Here is an 18976-nt window from a genome sequence, read left to right as displayed (position 1 = left end):
AAAAACTTCACACCATTTTTCTCTAATAAACTAATTTCATATCTCCAATCCCTTTTTATACAATATGAAATTCATCTCCATTTTAAAACTTTTATCCCTTGCATATAGTATGTATGTCAATTAACATAACATCACTTCTCGGTAGTTCATATATCTAAAGGCATATATAATTTGAACGTAAAAAACCTTCTTAAGAATAAAAGAAAAGGCACTCGAATGAGTACCTTTTTTTACTTATCTAACCATGCTATAGGAATTTTTTTATCTTCTAATATTTCGAACTTAATTTCTCCATTTTCATAATATACCCGCTTGATAATTGGTATACTATTCATTTCATTTTCTTTTTCACTTTTATAATGATTTTTAGTTTCAATATGAATGATATTCATCAGACATACCTCCTTTTTATTCACAACAAAACAAAGAACATTTTTTCTCACGATTGTAAATATATTCTCATTTTTTTCTTTTATTCTTCTAATCTTTTCTTTAAAAGGATTCCAACCACATGTCCATCAAGCTAATAATTTTAACTACCCCCATTATGAAAATTTTATATCTTTGCAAATTTTATTTTTTCACAACTAAAGAACAAATAAAAAAGGTCCTTAACAATTTGTTAAGGACTGCGGAATAAAACCGCAATTTGGATTGAAATCCAATCAGTTTGTAGAAAATAAGTTGCGATTATAATAGCAATTACATTCCCAAAAGCAATGTTTCAAATGGATTTTAGCATACCTGTAACTATATTGGTATCAATAAAATATGGATTGGATTACAAATAGTGGTTTCGAATATTAAAAAAAGTTTAAAAGTTGATTACTTCTCATGAAAAAACGTTAAGAAGAACTTGTAGCGATAAATTTTATATAATAAATGAGAAGTTAACTAAGTAGACAATTGAACACGGAACTCATCATACCTCACACATTGATTCATAACTAAAATATTTTAAACAAACGTCTGTTTACATTTTTAAGAATTAATTAGTATATAGAGACTGATTTAAAGTTATTTATTTGAAATATCCAAAGGTTTTGCAATTAGACTATAAAAAAGAGTCCTATTTAAGATATTTCTATAATGAAAAAAGACACCTTGTGAAGGTGTTTTTCATCTCTTCTTATTAATCTAGGTAGAATAATATGTATAACAATAAAAGGTAGTAGGTACTCTTAGGTTGATGGCAATATGATGATTCCCATCAATGAACAAAGTAATGTAACATGGTAAAATAATATTCGGATGGGATTCCAATACATATTATTAAATATTAAAGTGGTTCAAGTCAGAGGAAGGCACCTCTGGGTGTCTTTTCTTTTGTACATTAAAAAGCCTCGCCATCCTATGGAAAGGGTACGGTCCTTATGTAAATTACTCAGTATCTTGTTTCCTACAATAATTTCTTCTTGATTGAACATCTATTGCGTCATAATCATAACAACAAAAATAACTACTGCAATTACGAGTACCGAAAAACATAGACTGATATATGCACTATTAATTAACCAATAATTGCAACTATAAAAATTTTACATTACATTAAGAATTAGAAAATATTCTTATGCTAATAAAGTGCTAAATAGTAGGTGAAAAGATGGAATTTAACGATTTGGGTATTACCATTAAAGAACTTCGAATTAAAAAAAATATATCACAATCCGAATTATGTCATGGAATATGTTCACAAAGTCAAATTAGCAAGATAGAAAAGGGTATGATTTATCCATCTAGCATATTGTTATACCAATTATCAGAAAGACTTGGTATTGATCCAAATAGTATATTTGCATTAACTCAAAACAAAAAATTAAAATATATAGAAAATGTAAAATATGTAATGAGAGATTGTACAAAGCAAAAACAATATAAAGAACTTTATGAAATAGTAAAACAAGAGAAAAACCAAAATAATTTCCAATCAACAGAAGATAAACAATTTCTACTATGGCATGAAGCAATCGTTATATTTATGGTGAATAAATCAACAAAAATTGCTTTAAATCTTTTAAATCATGCATTAAAACTAACTTTAACCAATATGGATTGTTTATCAGAAAGAGAAATAGAGATTATGCAGACAATGGCTATATTTCATGGGGAAAATAAAGAATATGAAAAAAGTATTAATATATTACGAAGATGTTTAACTAATTTTAATAAGCTAGATTTTCCTAGAGATAAAGAAATTAAATTAAAAATCATTTTTAATTTAGCAAAAATTTTAGGCCATACAAATCAACATGAAGAGGCAATAAAATACAATGATATAGGTATCAAATTAGCTATTAACCTAAATACTTTATACCTATTAGGTGAACTCTACTATGGAAAGGGTTGGAATTTATTAAGATTAAAACAACATAATGAAGAAGATGTTGCTGATATCATGAAAAAAGCATTATTTATATTTGAACTAACAGAAAAAGAATATCTTATAAAAATCATTAAAGAAAACTATTTTGAAAACCAAAATAAAAAAATCACTCATAATTTCTTAAAAACTACTTACAAAGCCCCAAAAAAATCCCTATAGTTTTTAAAATCAGAACTATATTATTAAAATTAAAGTGGTTCAAGTCGGAGGAAGGCACCTTAGGGGGTCTTTTCTTTATACATTAAAAGGGTCTCGGTCTCGACAGCATTTCGGAAAAAGGCCATGCTAAGAGTATGCAAGATTTTATACAATTTTGCGGATAATCTAGCTTTTTCTTACTAACAATAATGAGACGTTATGTTAATTAGGTTTGGATATTGTATACATCGTCTTTTCTTCAACTAAGAGTGCAGATTCATACAATAAGAATTATTTTTTTAATTATAAAATAAGAAAAAGTGAACCTATATTACTACTGATAGAGCTATGTTATAATCAAAATAAGGGTTTTACCCTTATTCCCTTTTTATAGGAGAGTGTTTAACATGATTATCAAGTTCATTCGTTTACGTTAATTTTAAACACAATTCGTTATGCCCAACTATTTTTTTCAAAATATGTGGGTTTATTTGATTGTGTCTTTTTTTATTAACTAAATACGAATGAAATGAGGAGTTAATCATGACTGAAAAGATTATTAAAATTAATAAAATTGATATATGTACAGAGAGCTTTGGCAATTCAGCAGATCCAGCAGTCTTACTGATTATGGGAGCCATGTGTTCAATGGTTTATTGGGATGAGGAATTTTGTCAACAATTAGCTAATACGGGCCGATATGTTATTCGTTATGATAATAGAGATGTCGGAAGGTCAACTACTTATAAACCCGGGAGTTCCCACTATACTGTGGTAGATATGGCTGATGATGCGATTGGAGTACTCGATGCATATCATATTGACGAAGCACATATTGTTGGAATGTCATTGGGTGGAATGATTGCTCAGATTGTAGCCTTAAGGAACCCTCAGAGAGTTCTAAGTATAACTTTGATTGCATCAGGTCTTTTTGGTTCTGAAGACAACAACCGGAATTTACCTCCAATCGATGAGAAGGTACTCACTTACCATGCTAATGCGGCCAAACTAAATTGGTCAGATGAAGAATCTGTTGCAAATTACTTGGTTACAGGATCAGCTTTACTGTGTGGTTCAAATCATAAATTCGATGAGAAGAGGGTTTATAAGCAGGTAGAAAAAGAAATAAAACGAGCAAATAACCTACTCAGTATGTTTAATCACTCCCTTCTTAAAGGTGATGATTCTTATGAGGGGAAGTTAAAAGAAATCAATATACCTACTTTGGTTATCCATGGTACAGAGGATATAGTGCTTCCATACGAGCATGGTCTTGCTCTTGTTAATGAAATTCCCCATGCTTTGTTACTAACCCTAGAAGGATCGGGTCACGAGATTCACTGTGACGATTGGAATCATATAATCAACGCTATTTCGAATCATACTTCAGTCCTATAATCATTATAGGACTCATATAAAACAAAAAAGATTTGGAACTGTTACTCAGTTAAAGAATATTAATGCTCAGTGATTGATATTTCTTTCCTATAACGAGAATTATGTAAATGAGCTGTCCATATGGGCAGCTTATTGTATTTTTTGCTTAGCGTGTTTTTCTTCAAAAATGCTGGCGGTTCCACTACTAGTATTCTTGCATTTAAATTATTTTTAATATATTATATTTATATGGTTATATAGAGATGGGTGTATACAAAAAGATTTTACCAAAATGTAATATAACTTATGCTTGTCTTTTTAATATGTATCTAGTAAAAGTACATTTTTTATCAATACAATTATGTTTTCAATATAAATGGAAGCTTATTTACTTTCAATGATAGGAGTTACTGGTTCTAGAACATAGAGGAACAAGGCACCATACAGAGTAATCTGACAAACCTAAGAAGTATTGTATGCAGTTTGTTCATCTCAAGTACAACAAGAGAGCCTTACCTCTCTAGGCAAGACTCCACTAGTGTAGTCGTATAATTTTTACATATCAAATAAGAAACAGAAAACATATAACACCAAGTAGAAGAACCCTACCATTCCGCCTACAGCTAATACCTGTTTAACCCAACTCTTAAATTTTAGATTACTGTAAATCTCTTGTACTCTTTCCATATTTCCTCCTATTAAGAAGAACCCTTAAAGACTCTCACCTTGCTATGGTACCATTAAAGAATGACTAATAGAGGTCTAATTTTTGTCTAAACGTATAAATATGCAACATTGCATACAGAAATCTATTGTTACAAATGTAAACGCTTACTATAATAAGGGTATAAAGATTAATCACATCCTAGTACTAACAAAAGAGGAGGAAATTATATGGAAATCGCAATGGCAGTTTTAAAATTTATCGGTGGAGCAATCCCATTAGTTCAAGAACTTCTAAAAGCATTTATGTAAATTCACTATTTAGCAATTATTTATAAAAATTATCATACAAATGATCTGTATATCAAGGATGAATTGATATACAGATTATTTGTGTGAGTAAAGTTCCTTTAACATTATTAATATGCAATATTACATATAAGAATGTATTGATAGAATTGTAAGCGCTTACTATAATGAGAGTATAAAGATAAATCACATCTTAGCAACAACAAAAGGGGCGGAAATAATATGATAATTTTAAAATTTATAGGTGGAGTACTCCCATTAATTCAAGAACTTTTAAAAGCATTTATGTAAGTTCATTATTTAGCAATTATTTATAAAAAATTATTATACCTCAATACGAAAAAAGGAAGAAGTTGATTTTTGTGAAGACAACAAGAAATACAAAAGGAAAAAAATTAATAGCAAGTTTAATAATCAGCTTTTGCACTATTAATTATTCATCTATTTCATTAGCGGAAACACCTAAAAGTAATTCAGCTAATGAACCCAAACAAGCTATTGGCATTGATACTGGCATAGCAAATTTAAAGTATAACAATCAAGAGATTTTAGCAGTAAATGGGGATAAAGTAGAGAGTTTTGTTCCGAAAGAAAGTACAAATTCAAATGGTAAATTTGTAGTAGTGGAACGTGAGAAAAAATCACTTACAACTTCACCTGTGGATATTTCAATTATTGATTCTGTGGCTAATCGTACGTATCCAGGAGCAGTACAACTTGCAAATAAAGCTTTTGCCGATAATCAACCTAGTTTATTAGTGGCTAAGAGAAAACCTTTAAATATTAGTATAGACTTACCTGGAATGAGGAAAGAAAATACGATATCTGTCCAAAATCCGACATATGGTAATGTGTCTGGAGCAGTAGATGATTTAGTATCTACTTGGAATGAGAAGTATGCATCAACACATTCGTTACCTGCAAGAATGCAGTATACAGAATCTATGGTATATAGTAAATCACAAATCGCAAGTGCTCTTAATGTCAACGCTAAATATCTTGATAACAGTCTAAACATTGACTTTAATGCCGTTGCAAATGGAGAGAAAAAAGTGATGGTTGCGGCATATAAGCAAATATTTTATACCGTAAGTGCTGAACTACCTAACAATCCATCTGATCTTTTTGATAACAGTGTTACGTTTGATGAGTTGACTCGTAAAGGGGTAAGTAATACGGCTCCGCCTGTTATGGTGTCAAATGTAGCCTATGGTAGAACCGTTTATGTAAAATTAGAAACATCATCTAAAAGTAAAGATGTACAATCTGCTTTTAAAGCTCTAATTAAGGGTCAAGGCGTTGAAGCGAGTGGACAGTACAAAGATATTTTTGAAGAAAGTACCTTTACCGCTGTAGTATTAGGCGGAGATGCAAAAGAGCATAATAAAGTTGTTACAAAAGATTTTAATGAAATCCGAAATATTATTAAAGATAATGCAGAATTAAGTTCTAAAAATCCAGCATACCCAATTTCATATACAAGCACTTTCTTAAAAGATAACGCAACTGCTGCTGTTCATAACAATACAGATTATATTGAGACTACAACTACAGAATATTCAAGTGCGAAAATGACGCTTGATCATTACGGTGCATATGTTGCTCAATTTGATGTATCTTGGGATGAATTCTCATATGATCAAAATGGGAAAGAAGTATTAACACATAAAACTTGGGAAGGAAACAACCAAGATAAAACGGCTCATTACTCTACAGTAATACCACTTCCACCGAATTCCAAAAATGTAAAAGTCGTAGCGAGAGAATGTACAGGTCTTGCATGGGAATGGTGGAGAACAATTATTAATGAACAAAATATTCCATTAACAAATGAAATAAAAGTTTCAATTGGAGGAACAACTTTATACCCAACTGCTAATATTAGTCATTAGTAGAAGTGAAGCACCCTGTTTACAGGGTGCTTTTTTACTTGGTCACAAGTATATCGGGATTTTTTGCAAATATAGCATACTCATCAGATAGCGATGGAGTATAGACTCATTTAGTAAACTTTGCAACAGAACCACTAGTTTTATTTTTTTAGAGATTTGCAAGAATTTTGTTATATTCAAGTTAGCGTTTTTTTGACACTCTCACGGCTAAAGCTACAAGCTGACTAACGTCAGTGGGATTCTTGCTACCAAATGCGAAGTCTATTTCTAGTATCGCTGACGTGCAAGATTGTGGTGTGCCACCACCCCTCCCACAACAGACTATATAGGTTTGTGGGCTACAGTACTGTGACCATACCGTACAAATTATTGGTTCTCATATGATTTTAAGTCTTTTGCAAGACTATGAAATGTTTATAAGTTTTGTTATCTGAACTTTCTGTCCCATTTTAAATGTTTATATCAATGTAATAGCATGTGATAATAGATATGTTTGTTTAGTAACACCTAGTTAATGTAGGAATAAAATTTACTTTTTATTACTTGTTCCACTTGTGGGTTTTTCCGAAATGCTGACCGTAACCCTATAAAGAACGTTCGATTTGTGCTCTCTTCATATACTATTTTAGAAAGGGATATTATGATGAAAAAAAGTAGCATAAAAATAAGCATATCAATTTTAATACCTATTTTATTAATCATATGTTTTATTAATGTTAAATACAGAATCCTATTAACTGCATTATTTGGAGCTTCGATTATTTCAACAACATTTCTTTGTGCAATTGGATTTATCTTAGCTGTTTTATCATATACAGAAAATAAAAATATTTGGGCGAAAATCGGAATAATGTTAAACGTGTTAGTATTTTTTATTCCTCTTATTTGGATTATAGGGGGTAATGGGTAGTTTAGATTTAGGGGTACCAGTTTATCACTATCAAAACAAGAAAAGCGAATACTCCAAAACGAAAAAATGAGCTTTTTACTTACCAGTTAGCACAAAATTTCACGCACCATATGTTTAATATATTTTATATAAATAAGTACACGTCAAATCTTACTTTAATCGCTAATATTGACTAAGATAAATCTTATAACAAAAAGGCTATGTATTATGAGTTTCATAAGTCGAAAAACAAAGATTGTATCGTCCTCTTTTGGCTAGTTGGTCTAATTTCTCCCGCATTTTCCTGGAAATATAAATTGATTTTGAACTACCCCCACTTTCACTTCGTTTAGAAGTGGGGGATTCCTAGGTAAAGAGTTCTATCGAACTCTAATTGATTAGGCTAACCCCGCAGTCCTTGCGGTTAGAAGCCTTATCGCTTCATTCTTTAGATTGATACTTGCGTTAATATCCCTATCATGGTGTGCATGGCAAGAAGGGCAATCCCATTTACGTAGGTTGAGATTTTTAACGTCTTTGTTTCGATATCCACAACAAGAACATAATTGGCTGGAAGCAAATGTTTTCGATACGACAATGACTTGTTTACCGTACCATTTTGCCTTATATTCCAACATAGTTCGAAACTGTGACCATGATACCTCACTAATCGCTTTTGCTAACTTATGATTCTTTAACATATTAGATACTTGCAAATCTTCTATACCGATAACATCGTGGTTTTTGATGATTTCAGTTGAGATTTTGTCCAAGTAATCTTTTCTAGCATTTGCCATGTATTCATGAATTCTAGCTACCTTTACTCGTTGTTTATTCCAGCGAGAAGATCCTTTCATTCTTCTAGAAAGAACACGCTGTGCTTTTACTAACTTCTCTTCTAACAATCGAAAAAACTTCGGATTTTTATAGGTTGTTCCATCTGACAAAATGGCGAAATCTTTTAGTCCTACATCTATTCCAATGTAAGAATTTGTTTTCGGAAGTTCTTGCACTTCTGTTTCAACTAACAATGAAACAAAGTATCTACCAGAAGGGTTCCATCTAACCGTAGCATTTAAAATACGTCCCTTTACTTCACGACTTTTGGCAAATCGAACAAGACCTAGTTTTGGCAATTTTATTTTGTTTCCTACAACAGCAATGTTTTCATTTGTTTGTTTTGTGGTGTAAGATTGTACGTTGTTCTTCTTAGATTTGAAACGCGGGGCATTGTTTTGTTTTTGGAAAAAACGTGTATAAGCATCCGCAAGGTTGCGAACAGACGACTGAATCGCAATACTATCCACTTCTTTTAGCCAAACAAACTCTTTCTTCATGGCAGGAAGTTTGGCAGAGCATGTACCATATGTCAAACCTTTTCCTGTTTCTTTGTATGCATTATTCCATAGTGATAGGAAATGATTGAATACAAAACGAGAACAGCCAATCGTTTTATTGATTAGAGTCGTTCGTGCTTGATTTGGATAGATACGAAATTTATATGCTTTATTGATCATCATTCATTTCACCTCCATTTCGATATGTATCTATTATATAACAAACATACATTCGATAGGTAGTGAAGTAACAATTTATGTATGTCGAACAATTAAGATGGCTCCCTGCCATCCCTTGTCCGAAGCCAATTCATCTCCCACCTACTCACTTAGCGTTCCTTGAGGAAGGAGTCTTCTTGGCTAAAATGATAAATATTTCATTTTAGAGTTTGATAAATATAATTTATAAAAAGTAAATATGAAAAAGTTAGAGAATTATCTTAGTTATTAAATAGATTCTGCCTATACTTTAAGTAGAGCCCAATTTATTAAATTTAAATAGTTTATATGTTCATATATAGAATTTTGAAGGGGGTAAATTGTAAATGATTCCAACGTCAACATATGTGGCTAAATGGGTATTAGATGACTTAACACTTGCATCAAGACCAAATCAGGGAATCAAACTAAGTACATTTAAAAAATTAGAGAAACTTTATGTAGAATACAGAGAAATGATTGAGGGAGATACTAGCTTTGAAATCACACATTATCTGCTAGAGTTTATCAATCCACATAATCTTTTTGTAGTAAGAGACGGTTACTATATATTTGATAATAAAACGATGAAATTTATTAAAGTATCGGACGATATTCATTTTTCAAATCAAAACTTAGCGTATTGTAATAATGGAGTTGCAGTGGATTTAATAAACGGAAAAATGCATTTTTTAGAAGGGCATTATTATAAAGTTAAGACCTCATATGTTGATTTATTAAAAGGAGAAACTATCCCTGTAATGGTACTAAGTCATTTGGATAATAATGTTGGAGTATCAGTTCCTTTGAAAATGTTTAATGAGGAAAGAACTTTTAAAATTTCAGAGAGTTATATAGTTGATCTTACCTCTAAGAATTGCAACAACGATAGTGAATTTAACCAAAAGGGAAACATAATACGATTTCTAAAACCTTCCATTGTGTAGTTAAGGATATATGGTAATTAAATTCATAATGGGTTCAAGAGGGTGAAAAAGGTGCCATTTTAAATGTATACAGTCTTTCGCGGTAAAGTAATTATAAAGGATGAATATAAAGTGTTGGTTGAATTAATAAATACAGGAAGCTGGGAAGAAGCAACTCTAAAATTACTACTCGTTAAAGAATATACAAAAGTTTATCAGAGCAAGGATATTCCATTTACAAAGAAACAAATAAATGAAGCATTAGTAGAAGATGATTTTCTATATATGAGATGGCAGCCTGGCAACTGGGAAGAAGAAAATGACTATTATACAAATTTAAAAGGTAATGAAAGGGCATTTATAACCAATTTAAAGAACTACAGAGATACAGAACATAACGTGGCACCTATTACATCATTTATCATTTTAGCCAAGAAGACTCCTTCCTCAAGGAACGCGAAGTGAGTAGGTGGCAGATGAATTGGCTTCGGACAAGAGATGGCAGGAAGCTATCTTAATTGTTCGACATGCATAAACTGTTACTTCACTACCTACAGAATGTATGTTTGTTGTATAATAGACACATATCGAAATAGAGGTGAAACGAATGATGATCAATAAAGCATATAAATTTCGTATCTATCCAAATCAAGCACAAGCGATCCTAATCAAAAAAACGATTGGCTGCTCTCGTTTTGTATTCAATCACTTCCTATCTCTATGGGATAATGCATACAGAGAAACAGGAAAAGGTTTGACTTATGGTACATGCTCTGCCAAACTTCCTGCCATGAAGAAAGAGTTTGTTTGGCTCAAAGAAGTGGATAGTATTGCGATTCAGTCATCTGTTCGCAACCTTGCGGATGCGTATACACGCTTTTTCAAAAAACAAACTAGTGCCCCCCGTTTCAAATCTAAGAAAAACAACGTACAATCTTACACCACAAAAAAAACAAATGAAAACATTGCCATTGTAGGAAAAAAGATTAAGCTGCCGAAACTAGGTCTTGTTCGATTTGCCAAGAGTCGCGAAGTAAAGGGACGTATTGTAAATGCTACGGTTAGAAGGAACCCTTCCGGCAGATACTTTGTGTCATTGTTAGCTGAAACAGAAGTACAAGAACTTCCGAAAACACAATCTTACATTGGAATGGATGTGGGACTAAAAGATTTCGCCATTTTGTCAGATGGAACAACCTATAAAAATCCGAAGTTTTTTCGGTCATTAGAAGAGAAGTTGGCGAAAGCACAGCGTGTTCTTTCTAGAAGAATGAAAGGATCTTCTCGCTGGAATAAACAACGAGTAAAAGTAGCTAGAATTCATGAATACATGACAAATGCTAGAAAAGATTACTTGGACAAAATCTCGACTGAAATCATCAAAAACCACGATGTTATCGGTATAGAGGATTTGCAAGTATCGAATATGTTAAAGAATCATAAGTTAGCAAAAGCGATTAGTGAAGTATCATGGTCACAATTTCGAGCTATGTTGGAATATAAAGCAAAATGGTACGGCAAACAAGTCATTGTTGTATCGAAAATATTTGCTTCCAGCCAATTATGTTCTTGTTGTGGATATCGAAACAAAGACGTTAAAAATCTCAACCTACGTAAATGGGACTGCCCTTCTTGTCTTACACACCATGATAGGGATATTAACGCAAGTATTAATCTAAAGAATGAAGCGATAAGGCTTCTAACCGCAAGGACTGTGGAGCTAGCCTAATAAATTAGAGTTCGATAGAACTCTTTACTTAGGAATCCCCCTCTTCTAAACGAAGTGAAAGTGGGGGTAGTTCAAGAATGTGATATTAAAAGAAGTAGCGACACATATTATAAAGCTGGAAGTTTGGTATGGTGAAGCTGATGGATCAGGGGAAAATGTTTTTATAAATAATGATTTTATAAAGAAGTTGTAGCAGTAATTAAATATTGCTGCTTTTTTATTTATTAATACACTAAAAATTATTGTTGTTAGCTTTATGTATATTCATTTATAATAGAATTTGGAAAATTTTATACTGCATTTAAGTATACAAGGGCTGGGAGCAGCTCTTTTTATTTTGCTCAGGGGGAGTGTGAAAGAAAAAAGTGTATGTTAGTGACAATATTAAATAATCTAATAGAAAATAAAAAATTAGAATTAGTAGAACTTGTAAATAAACATGGCTTTAGTCATACAAAAGTAATTCATTTAAGTCAAGAAATTGATAAATTAATTAATAAATATTTGAATATGAAAAAGGAACCCTATAATAGGGTTCAAAGGGAACAGATACATAAAAATAAATAAAAAGAATAATTCAATTATATAAGAAATTTGATACTGTAATATTGAGAAAGTGTAAAAACTCAATTAAGTTTGTTTAAAATTTACCCTTTTTAAGGGGATGGGCAAAGAAACCCAATTAGAGATTCAAACAGCATAGGACAGGATAAAACTTGCTGCACAGGTGCAAAGATATATATTGAGGAAAGAGAAGGTAACAACGAAAGAATAAGCGCAACAAGTAGGGGATACAGCTGTCCGCCAGGTGAAGATTTTCGATTAAAACTCCCTTAGAATTTTTAAAAAACATCAAAATGTCGCAACTGATTTGTGCACATGGCGACTTCATTTGAAAATACTGTAACCTATACATTTACCTTAACTCGTAAAAAAATTATTACCAATAGACCAAAAACACTTCTATGGCAAGTTGTATTGCAACCTATCAACTTAATCTTGCCCATCTACCGTTTTGACTTTTACGTATCAAGCCTGGATTATTTTTCATTTTGTTAATGGATTAATCAAAAAAGATTAAATGCATCTTACTGCTAGATTTTGATTTCGCAAAAAATTCCGCTTCATTTCCTCCATCCACAAAGCCACCAATATTTCTGAAAACTCCACATTCACCGGGGCCTAAATATCGTACTCCTACATAATCATTATAGCTATCAGGATCGTACTCCCATAGTTCAACCTTTAACTTACTAGTTGAACCTACTTCAGCAGCTCGACAAATCTTATAATCTCCACCAGTAGAGGCATATACATCACTTTCAGCACCATTAGAATATAGCGTTTGTTCTCCTAAGTAATCCCATCCAGAACTAAAAGGATCTATTGTGTTTGCAAATGTAGAAAAAGGGACCGACAATACTAACAACGTCGTTACGAATGCCACCATACTCATTTTAAACTTTTTCATTCTTATTCCTTCTCCCTTGTTTGTAATTAAAAATTATTGTTCTCCACATAATACATAAAATATTTTGTTTTATTCCAAATAAATGAATGCTTTAAAATAATGTTGTTTGAAATTACTTCTGTCCATATGTCAGAGCAAATAAATAAGCGTTTGTAAAATAGTTTCATTAAAAATCAATTGAATTTCATTAATTGAAAGAGAGGAAAACACTAAGATTTTTTTCAAATCAATGCATAAGACATACAATTACTTAATAGAAAAAGCATTGCAACATATTTATATTACTTTTCTATTCCGCCCGCTATATATCAAAGTACTAACCCTTGTTTACCAATGATATCCATTGCAATGTAATAAGATAGGTTGTAACATTTACCAGTATTTAAATGACAAACATTGTTTAAATCATTTCAACAAATAGTTAAGAAGGGAATACAATGAATAAAATAAAAAGGTTACTGAAACGTAAAACGACTTGGATAATTCTTATCCTATTCGTATTTGTTTATGTAAATAATAGTTCTTTTTTTGCTAAGAGGGATGAGGGAGCTCCTATTCTTCTTGCTCACCGAGGACTTTCACAAACATTTAGCATGGAAGGGATTGAGGGTGATACATGTACTGCAGAACGTATAAATAAACCTGAATATCCTTATTTAGAAAATACAATTCCATCTATGGAAGCGGCATTTAAAGCTGGGGCTGATCTAGTAGAGTTTGATGTTCAACCTACTAAAGATAATAATTTTGTTATTTTCCATGACTGGACTCTTGATTGCCGTACTAATGGTAAAGGTGTTACAAGAGATTTTACAACAAAAGAATTAGAAGCACTTGATATTGGTTATGGTTATACAGCTGATGGGGGGAAAACATTCCCGTTTCGTGGTAAAGGGATTAATCTTATGCCAACACTCGATGAAGTACTTAATCATTTTCCAGATCGTTCTTTTCTTATTCATATCAAAAGTGATGATGAAAATGAAGGAATCCAATTGGCTGATTACCTAAAGAAACTACCAGCTAAACGCCTTGAGCAACTAACTGTATATGGTGGAGATAAACCAATTGCTGCAATAGAAGAGCGCATCCCTAGTTTACGAACAATGTCAAAAGCAACTATGAAAAAGGATCTTCTTACTTATATTGCGTTAGGGTGGACTGGTTACATGCCTTCAAGCCTGAAGCATGGTGAGTTGCATATACCAGACAAAGTAGCTCCTTGGCTTTGGGGATGGCCAAATCGTTTTCTTAATCGAATGGATAAAGCGGATACTCGAGTTATCATTGTAGGGGGAAATGGATTTGGATTTTCAAGTGGATTTGACTCACCTGAAGATATAAAGCGTCTTCCTGAGGATTATACAGGTGGAATTTGGACAAATCGCATTGATAAAATAGCACCTTTATTTAAGAAATAAGGGATAATATAATAATCGAAGTGTTTATATGGTTACAGTATTACGTTAAGTTCCTAGAATTGTTGTTTTAGAATTGATAGAATTAAATATTTAACAAAAAAGATGAATTTATGATATATTTCTAAAGTAGTGCACGAGTGCAAAATCACAAGAAAGATCACCTATTTTATAGGTGATCTTTTAATGTTTATTAAATACATTTTTTATTGATTTAATACAAATAATTTTTGAACCTTTTTACAAAAGATAAAACTACATGAAAATTAAAAGCAAGTAAAAAAATGGAGAGTGATTTATCTAAAGATATAGAATTTTTAACAAAGATGCATAATTATGTTATATAATGATGTTAACAAACCATATTTTAGGCATTACCCCGATTGTGTAGAATAAATAATTTGTTTTGATGAGCTAAAATATTTAGCTAAAAGAACTTGTAGCGGGGCCTGCTACAAGTTCTTTAATGTTTTCAGTAAAGGAAAATAAGAAAAAGGAGGGAATACAAGTATGACAAGAAATTTAAAGAAAGCAGCAATTAATTCGTTAGATGGTAAATGGGGGCTGGGTATAGGAGTATCAGCGTTAAACTGTTTTGTACCCACTCTTAGTGCATCAGCAATCGCGGGTTTCATGTATTTAATAGTTGGCCTATTTATTGGAGTAATTGGTTTGGATGTGTTCTTAATTTATTCAATTAGTGGGGAACCACAAGTAGATCCGACTGCACTAGTATTACTTATTCTAAGTTATATATTTTTAGGACTTATTTGTTTCTTAATTTACAGTTCCATACAAGGTATCTTTAACTATGGATACTCTGTTTTCACCTTACATTTAGGTAAAAATGAAGATGTTAAAGTAGATGATGTATTTTTGGGGTTTAAGAAGAACAATTTGTTTAAGTCAATAAAATTGGGTCTGTTGCAGGCTATTTTTCTTTTTTTATGGAGTCTATTATTAATTGTTCCAGGTATTATTAAATATTTTTCTTATTCCATGTCGTATTACATATTAATAGAGAATCCTGATTATACAGCAAGTGAAGCATTGAGGGAGAGTAAAAGAATAATGAAAGGACAAAAGTTAAAGTTATTTGTTCTTTGGTTATCATTTATTGGTTGGTTTTTATTAGCCGCATTTATAGGAATGTTTACATTTAATCTATCATTTATTTTCATTTCTCCTTATTACAACACAACTGTCTCACATTTTTACTTAGATTTAATTAAAAAACAGGATGTTGGAGAAGCGAAGGTAAGTATATAAATAGGAAAAAAGTATGTATAAGGAAAGTGAATACTATCTTGATAGTGGATATGCAATTAAGCATATCTATTTTTAAGTATTATATTAAAAGAGTTAAGCTGCTAGATACATAATATTTATTATGATTTGAGCAAGGATACCGCAAACATGTTGCGAGTTGGAGGAAATAGTGATGTGGCGGTTACCCATACCCATCAACTTAAGAATGGAAACAAAGTGTACTTTCATTTTGTGGGGTAAAACATTCCTAAAATAGAAGCATACTCTTAATAATACGCATACCAAATAAACCCTATCGTTTTATTAAGAGTCAAGGCAATAGTAATGAAATCCTATATTTATACGATTGAATATAATGTCACACATTTTATAAGGTAAAAAGGAAAGGATAGATGAACAGGAGAGTGTACCTGTTTACATCTATCCTTTTTTACAGTAATATGACTACATTTACTACTATAACAAGGATTTTTACCACAATAAATTTTCATATGGTTATTGAACTATTTTTTGAATAACTAAATTAACCTCTTCTTTAACTTTAATTACGAATAAATGGTCCCCTTCACCTTCAATTGGATCAACTACATCTTCATTAAAAGATTCAGCATGTTATCTACCATATCTATGAAACTATCGGTTTTTATTTTCCCTGATTCCTTTCCATACCTAAGGTACCCAAAAGTCCACTGGATTCCTGAGGCTACCATCCACATTTGTGTCTCTGAAAAGACATTTTGTGCCACTAGACGTAACTGTAGATTCCTGAACAAGCTAAATCATGAAAATACATACAAAGATAGATTATCATCCATTCCATTACTGTTTTGCTTCGTTCGAATAGAAAAACTCGGAAGAACGCCACTTGTTCGATATCTCCTCAATGTGATAAGGTGTCGTTCTGCAGCATCCACCTATTAAACGTGCACCTGCTTGGTACCATTCTTCAGATTGAATATCCAACGCGTTACATTGTTCATGATCATGCCATGTTTTTGTTTCTGGATTATAAGTTTCACCAGAGTTTGGATAAACAATAATCGGTTTTTTGGTGTTTGCCCTCAACTCTTGGATTGCACCAGTCACAACGGTTATTGGCGCACAATTGATGCCTATCGCTACAATTTGTTCACTTTTCTCAAAAGCTCGTGCACACTCCACGAGTTTCATACCTTCACTAATCTCTTTCTCATTTTTTAGCGAAAAGGAAAGCCACGCATATATTTCTGGAAACTCACGCAATAATGTATCTAATACTCTTGCTTCCTGCAGGGAAGGGATCGTTTCAAATGCCAATAGATCTGCACCTGCTTCGATTAACGCAGACATTCTCGAACGGTGAAAGTCTGCTAATGTTTTATCTGTCACACCATAGTTGCCTACATACTCTGAACCATCTGCAAGGTAAGCCCCGTACGGCCCAACTGATGCAACAACCAATGGTTTAGGCCTATTTGTTTGCGTATTTTCCTTCCAAAAATCATCTCTTGCCCTTCTTGCAAGTAACACCGTTTTCTTAATTAATTCCAAAGCTTCCTGTTCTTGTATTCCACGCGCGGAAAACCCACTAATAGTAGCTTGATAGCTTGCTGTTATGGCGCAGTCCGCTCCAGCACGAAAATAGTCTGAATGAACCCGATAAATGAGTTCCGGATTTTCTAATAACACACGTGCCGACCAAAGGGGATCGTCCAAATTACATCCATGCGCCTCCAATTCTGTAGCTAATGCTCCGTCAAGAAGCATAATGGAATGTTGGGATAAAATAGCATCAATTGGGTTGATTTTGTTCGACATAATCTACGCCCCTCTTTTTTAGATTTTTTGTTAGATAATAACTTCCATAGCAAAACAAAATAAACGGTATGCCACAATATAAGGCAATTCTCTGTGTTGGATCGAATGCAATTCCAATACACGATGCCAGACAAAGGATAAAAGAAACAATTGGTACTAATGGATATAGTGGTGTCCGATAAATCAAGTCCTTTTCAGAATTTCCTTCTTTCAAAAATTGTCTGCGAAATAGGAACTGGGAAGCACTAATACTCATCCAAACTACAACTACTGCTAGACCGGAAATGGAAACAAGTACGATATAGACAGTATCTGGTGCCACAATACTTGAGAGCAAAGCCAAAGCTCCACCCACCATGCTGAAAATGACGGCGTTGATTGGAACACCTTGCTTCGTCATTTTTCCAAAAATCGGAGATATCGTATTCTTATTAGCAAGCGACCAAAGCATTCTAGAAGAGGCATAAAGGCCTGAGTTTGCCGCAGATAAAATGGCTGTTAAGATAACGAAATTCATTATGTCAGCTGAATATGGCACCCCAATTCGTTCTAGAACTGCAACAAAAGGGCTCTCTAATATCCCTGCATCGGAAATAGGCAATAACGCAGATAAAACAACAATCGTTCCTACAAAAAAGATAATCAATCTCCACAGAGTAGTTCGAATGGCCTTCGGTATCATTTTTTCCGGGTTCGCTGTTTCTCCAGCTGCAATGCCTATTAATTCTGTTCCCGAAAAAGCAAAATTAACCGTAAGCATGGTCATTATAATGGCCGTAGCACCATGAGGAAATAAACCTCCACTTGTAAAATTAGAAAAGAATGGTGCTGGTTTTGAATGAGTCATCGGAAGAAACCCTAGCATTGCGGCTACTCCTAAAACAATAAAAATCACAATAGCTATAACCTTTATCAATGAAAACCAAAATTCGGATTCGGCGAAAAATTTAACAGTCAGGACATTTAATAAAAAGATCAAAATGGCAAAAAGAGCACTCCATACCCAAACACTAATCGATGGAAACCATCGCTTCATAAGTAATCCTGCGGCTGTAAATTCAGAACCTAAAGCAACAGTCCAAGTTAACCAATACAACCAGGCTACTGTATACCCTGTACCCGGTCCAATGTATTTAACTGCATAACTATGAAATGCGCCCGTTTCAGGCATATGTACGGA

At 32.6% G+C, this 18976-nt stretch carries 16 protein-coding genes and 1 pseudogene; 11 read left to right on the top strand and 6 right to left on the bottom strand.

The window, feature by feature from the left end; all coding sequences use genetic code 11:
* Window positions 1–230: 230 nt before the first annotated feature.
* Window positions 231–392: a hypothetical protein gene (locus JDS92_RS24315; protein WP_170958008.1), complete on the bottom strand. Its 162-nt coding sequence runs from the start codon at window positions 390–392 to the stop codon at window positions 231–233.
* A gap of 1211 nt (window positions 393–1603) precedes the next feature.
* On the opposite strand from JDS92_RS24315, the gene JDS92_RS24310 reads away from it, so the two are divergent.
* Window positions 1604–2542 carry a helix-turn-helix domain-containing protein gene (locus tag JDS92_RS24310; protein WP_106081119.1) on the top strand — a complete coding sequence of 313 codons (939 nt, stop codon included), beginning with the start codon at window positions 1604–1606 and terminating at the stop codon, window positions 2540–2542.
* Between the two features lie 522 nt (window positions 2543–3064).
* The gene (gene mle / locus JDS92_RS24305; RefSeq protein ID WP_199632651.1) at window positions 3065–3919 is read left to right on the top strand and encodes an alpha/beta fold macrolide esterase; all 855 of its coding nucleotides are present in this window, start codon (window positions 3065–3067) and stop codon (window positions 3917–3919) included.
* 534 nt (window positions 3920–4453) lie between these two features.
* Here mle and JDS92_RS31285 read toward each other — a convergent pair.
* Complete coding sequence (locus JDS92_RS31285; RefSeq protein ID WP_000442772.1) at window positions 4454–4585, bottom strand: hypothetical protein; 132 nt, start codon at window positions 4583–4585, stop codon at window positions 4454–4456.
* 100 nt (window positions 4586–4685) lie between these two features.
* Here JDS92_RS31285 and JDS92_RS31445 point away from each other — a divergent pair.
* From JDS92_RS31445 to JDS92_RS31055, 3 genes and pseudogenes are all read left to right on the top strand, one after another.
* Window positions 4686–4873 (top strand): annotated as a pseudogene (locus JDS92_RS31445) (hypothetical protein).
* Between the two features lie 359 nt (window positions 4874–5232).
* Complete coding sequence (locus JDS92_RS24300; RefSeq protein ID WP_374191346.1) at window positions 5233–6762, top strand: thiol-activated cytolysin family protein; 1530 nt, start codon at window positions 5233–5235, stop codon at window positions 6760–6762.
* A 640-nt stretch (window positions 6763–7402) separates the two neighbouring features.
* A complete protein-coding gene (locus tag JDS92_RS31055; protein ID WP_242476028.1) occupies window positions 7403–7672 on the top strand; it encodes an amino acid carrier protein in 270 nt (89 codons plus the stop codon).
* A gap of 377 nt (window positions 7673–8049) precedes the next feature.
* Here JDS92_RS31055 and tnpB (JDS92_RS24295) read toward each other — a convergent pair whose 3' ends face one another.
* On the bottom strand, window positions 8050–9171 hold the full coding sequence (gene tnpB / locus JDS92_RS24295; RefSeq protein ID WP_199632649.1) for an IS200/IS605 family element RNA-guided endonuclease TnpB: 1122 nt from the start codon (window positions 9169–9171) through the stop codon (window positions 8050–8052).
* Between the two features lie 362 nt (window positions 9172–9533).
* On the opposite strand from tnpB (JDS92_RS24295), the gene JDS92_RS24290 reads away from it, so the two are divergent.
* The 4 genes from JDS92_RS24290 (at window position 9534) to JDS92_RS31440 (ending at window position 12408) form a co-directional block, all read left to right on the top strand.
* Window positions 9534–10133 (top strand): hypothetical protein, encoded by a 600-nt coding sequence (locus tag JDS92_RS24290; RefSeq protein ID WP_098009656.1) that lies wholly within the window; start codon window positions 9534–9536, stop codon window positions 10131–10133.
* 63 nt (window positions 10134–10196) lie between these two features.
* Window positions 10197–10577 carry a hypothetical protein gene (locus JDS92_RS24285; protein WP_199632648.1) on the top strand — a complete coding sequence of 127 codons (381 nt, stop codon included), beginning with the start codon at window positions 10197–10199 and terminating at the stop codon, window positions 10575–10577.
* A gap of 142 nt (window positions 10578–10719) precedes the next feature.
* Window positions 10720–11841, top strand: a complete 1122-nt coding sequence (tnpB, locus tag JDS92_RS24280; RefSeq protein WP_199632647.1) for an IS200/IS605 family element RNA-guided endonuclease TnpB — start codon at window positions 10720–10722, stop codon at window positions 11839–11841.
* Window positions 11842–12210: 369 nt separating this feature from the next.
* On the top strand, window positions 12211–12408 hold the full coding sequence (locus tag JDS92_RS31440; protein ID WP_199632646.1) for an aspartyl-phosphate phosphatase Spo0E family protein: 198 nt from the start codon (window positions 12211–12213) through the stop codon (window positions 12406–12408).
* A 496-nt stretch (window positions 12409–12904) separates the two neighbouring features.
* Here the strand turns inward: JDS92_RS31440 and JDS92_RS24270 are convergent, their stop codons facing one another.
* Window positions 12905–13312: a hypothetical protein gene (locus JDS92_RS24270; RefSeq protein WP_199632645.1), complete on the bottom strand. Its 408-nt coding sequence runs from the start codon at window positions 13310–13312 to the stop codon at window positions 12905–12907.
* Window positions 13313–13749: 437 nt separating this feature from the next.
* Between JDS92_RS24270 and JDS92_RS24265 the strand changes: the two genes are divergently transcribed.
* Window positions 13750–14733, top strand: coding sequence for a glycerophosphodiester phosphodiesterase family protein (locus tag JDS92_RS24265; protein ID WP_199632644.1), 984 nt, complete (start codon window positions 13750–13752; stop codon window positions 14731–14733).
* 507 nt (window positions 14734–15240) lie between these two features.
* On the top strand, window positions 15241–15999 hold the full coding sequence (locus JDS92_RS24260) for a DUF975 family protein (RefSeq protein WP_199632643.1): 759 nt from the start codon (window positions 15241–15243) through the stop codon (window positions 15997–15999).
* 819 nt (window positions 16000–16818) lie between these two features.
* Here JDS92_RS24260 and mmuM read toward each other — a convergent pair.
* Window positions 16819–17796 (bottom strand): homocysteine S-methyltransferase, encoded by a 978-nt coding sequence (gene mmuM / locus JDS92_RS24255; protein ID WP_199632642.1) that lies wholly within the window; start codon window positions 17794–17796, stop codon window positions 16819–16821.
* The coding region (locus JDS92_RS24250) for an amino acid permease (RefSeq protein ID WP_199632641.1) at window positions 17771–18976 on the bottom strand (1206 nt) is incomplete at its 5' end. The genes mmuM and JDS92_RS24250, both read right to left, overlap by 26 nt.

The organism is Bacillus cereus group sp. N12 (genome assembly GCF_016483575.1).
Taxonomy (GTDB): domain Bacteria; phylum Bacillota; class Bacilli; order Bacillales; family Bacillaceae_G; genus Bacillus_A; species Bacillus_A toyonensis.
The sequence above is the reverse complement of the archived record's forward strand: the minus strand, read 5'-3'. Positions and strand labels throughout refer to the sequence as shown.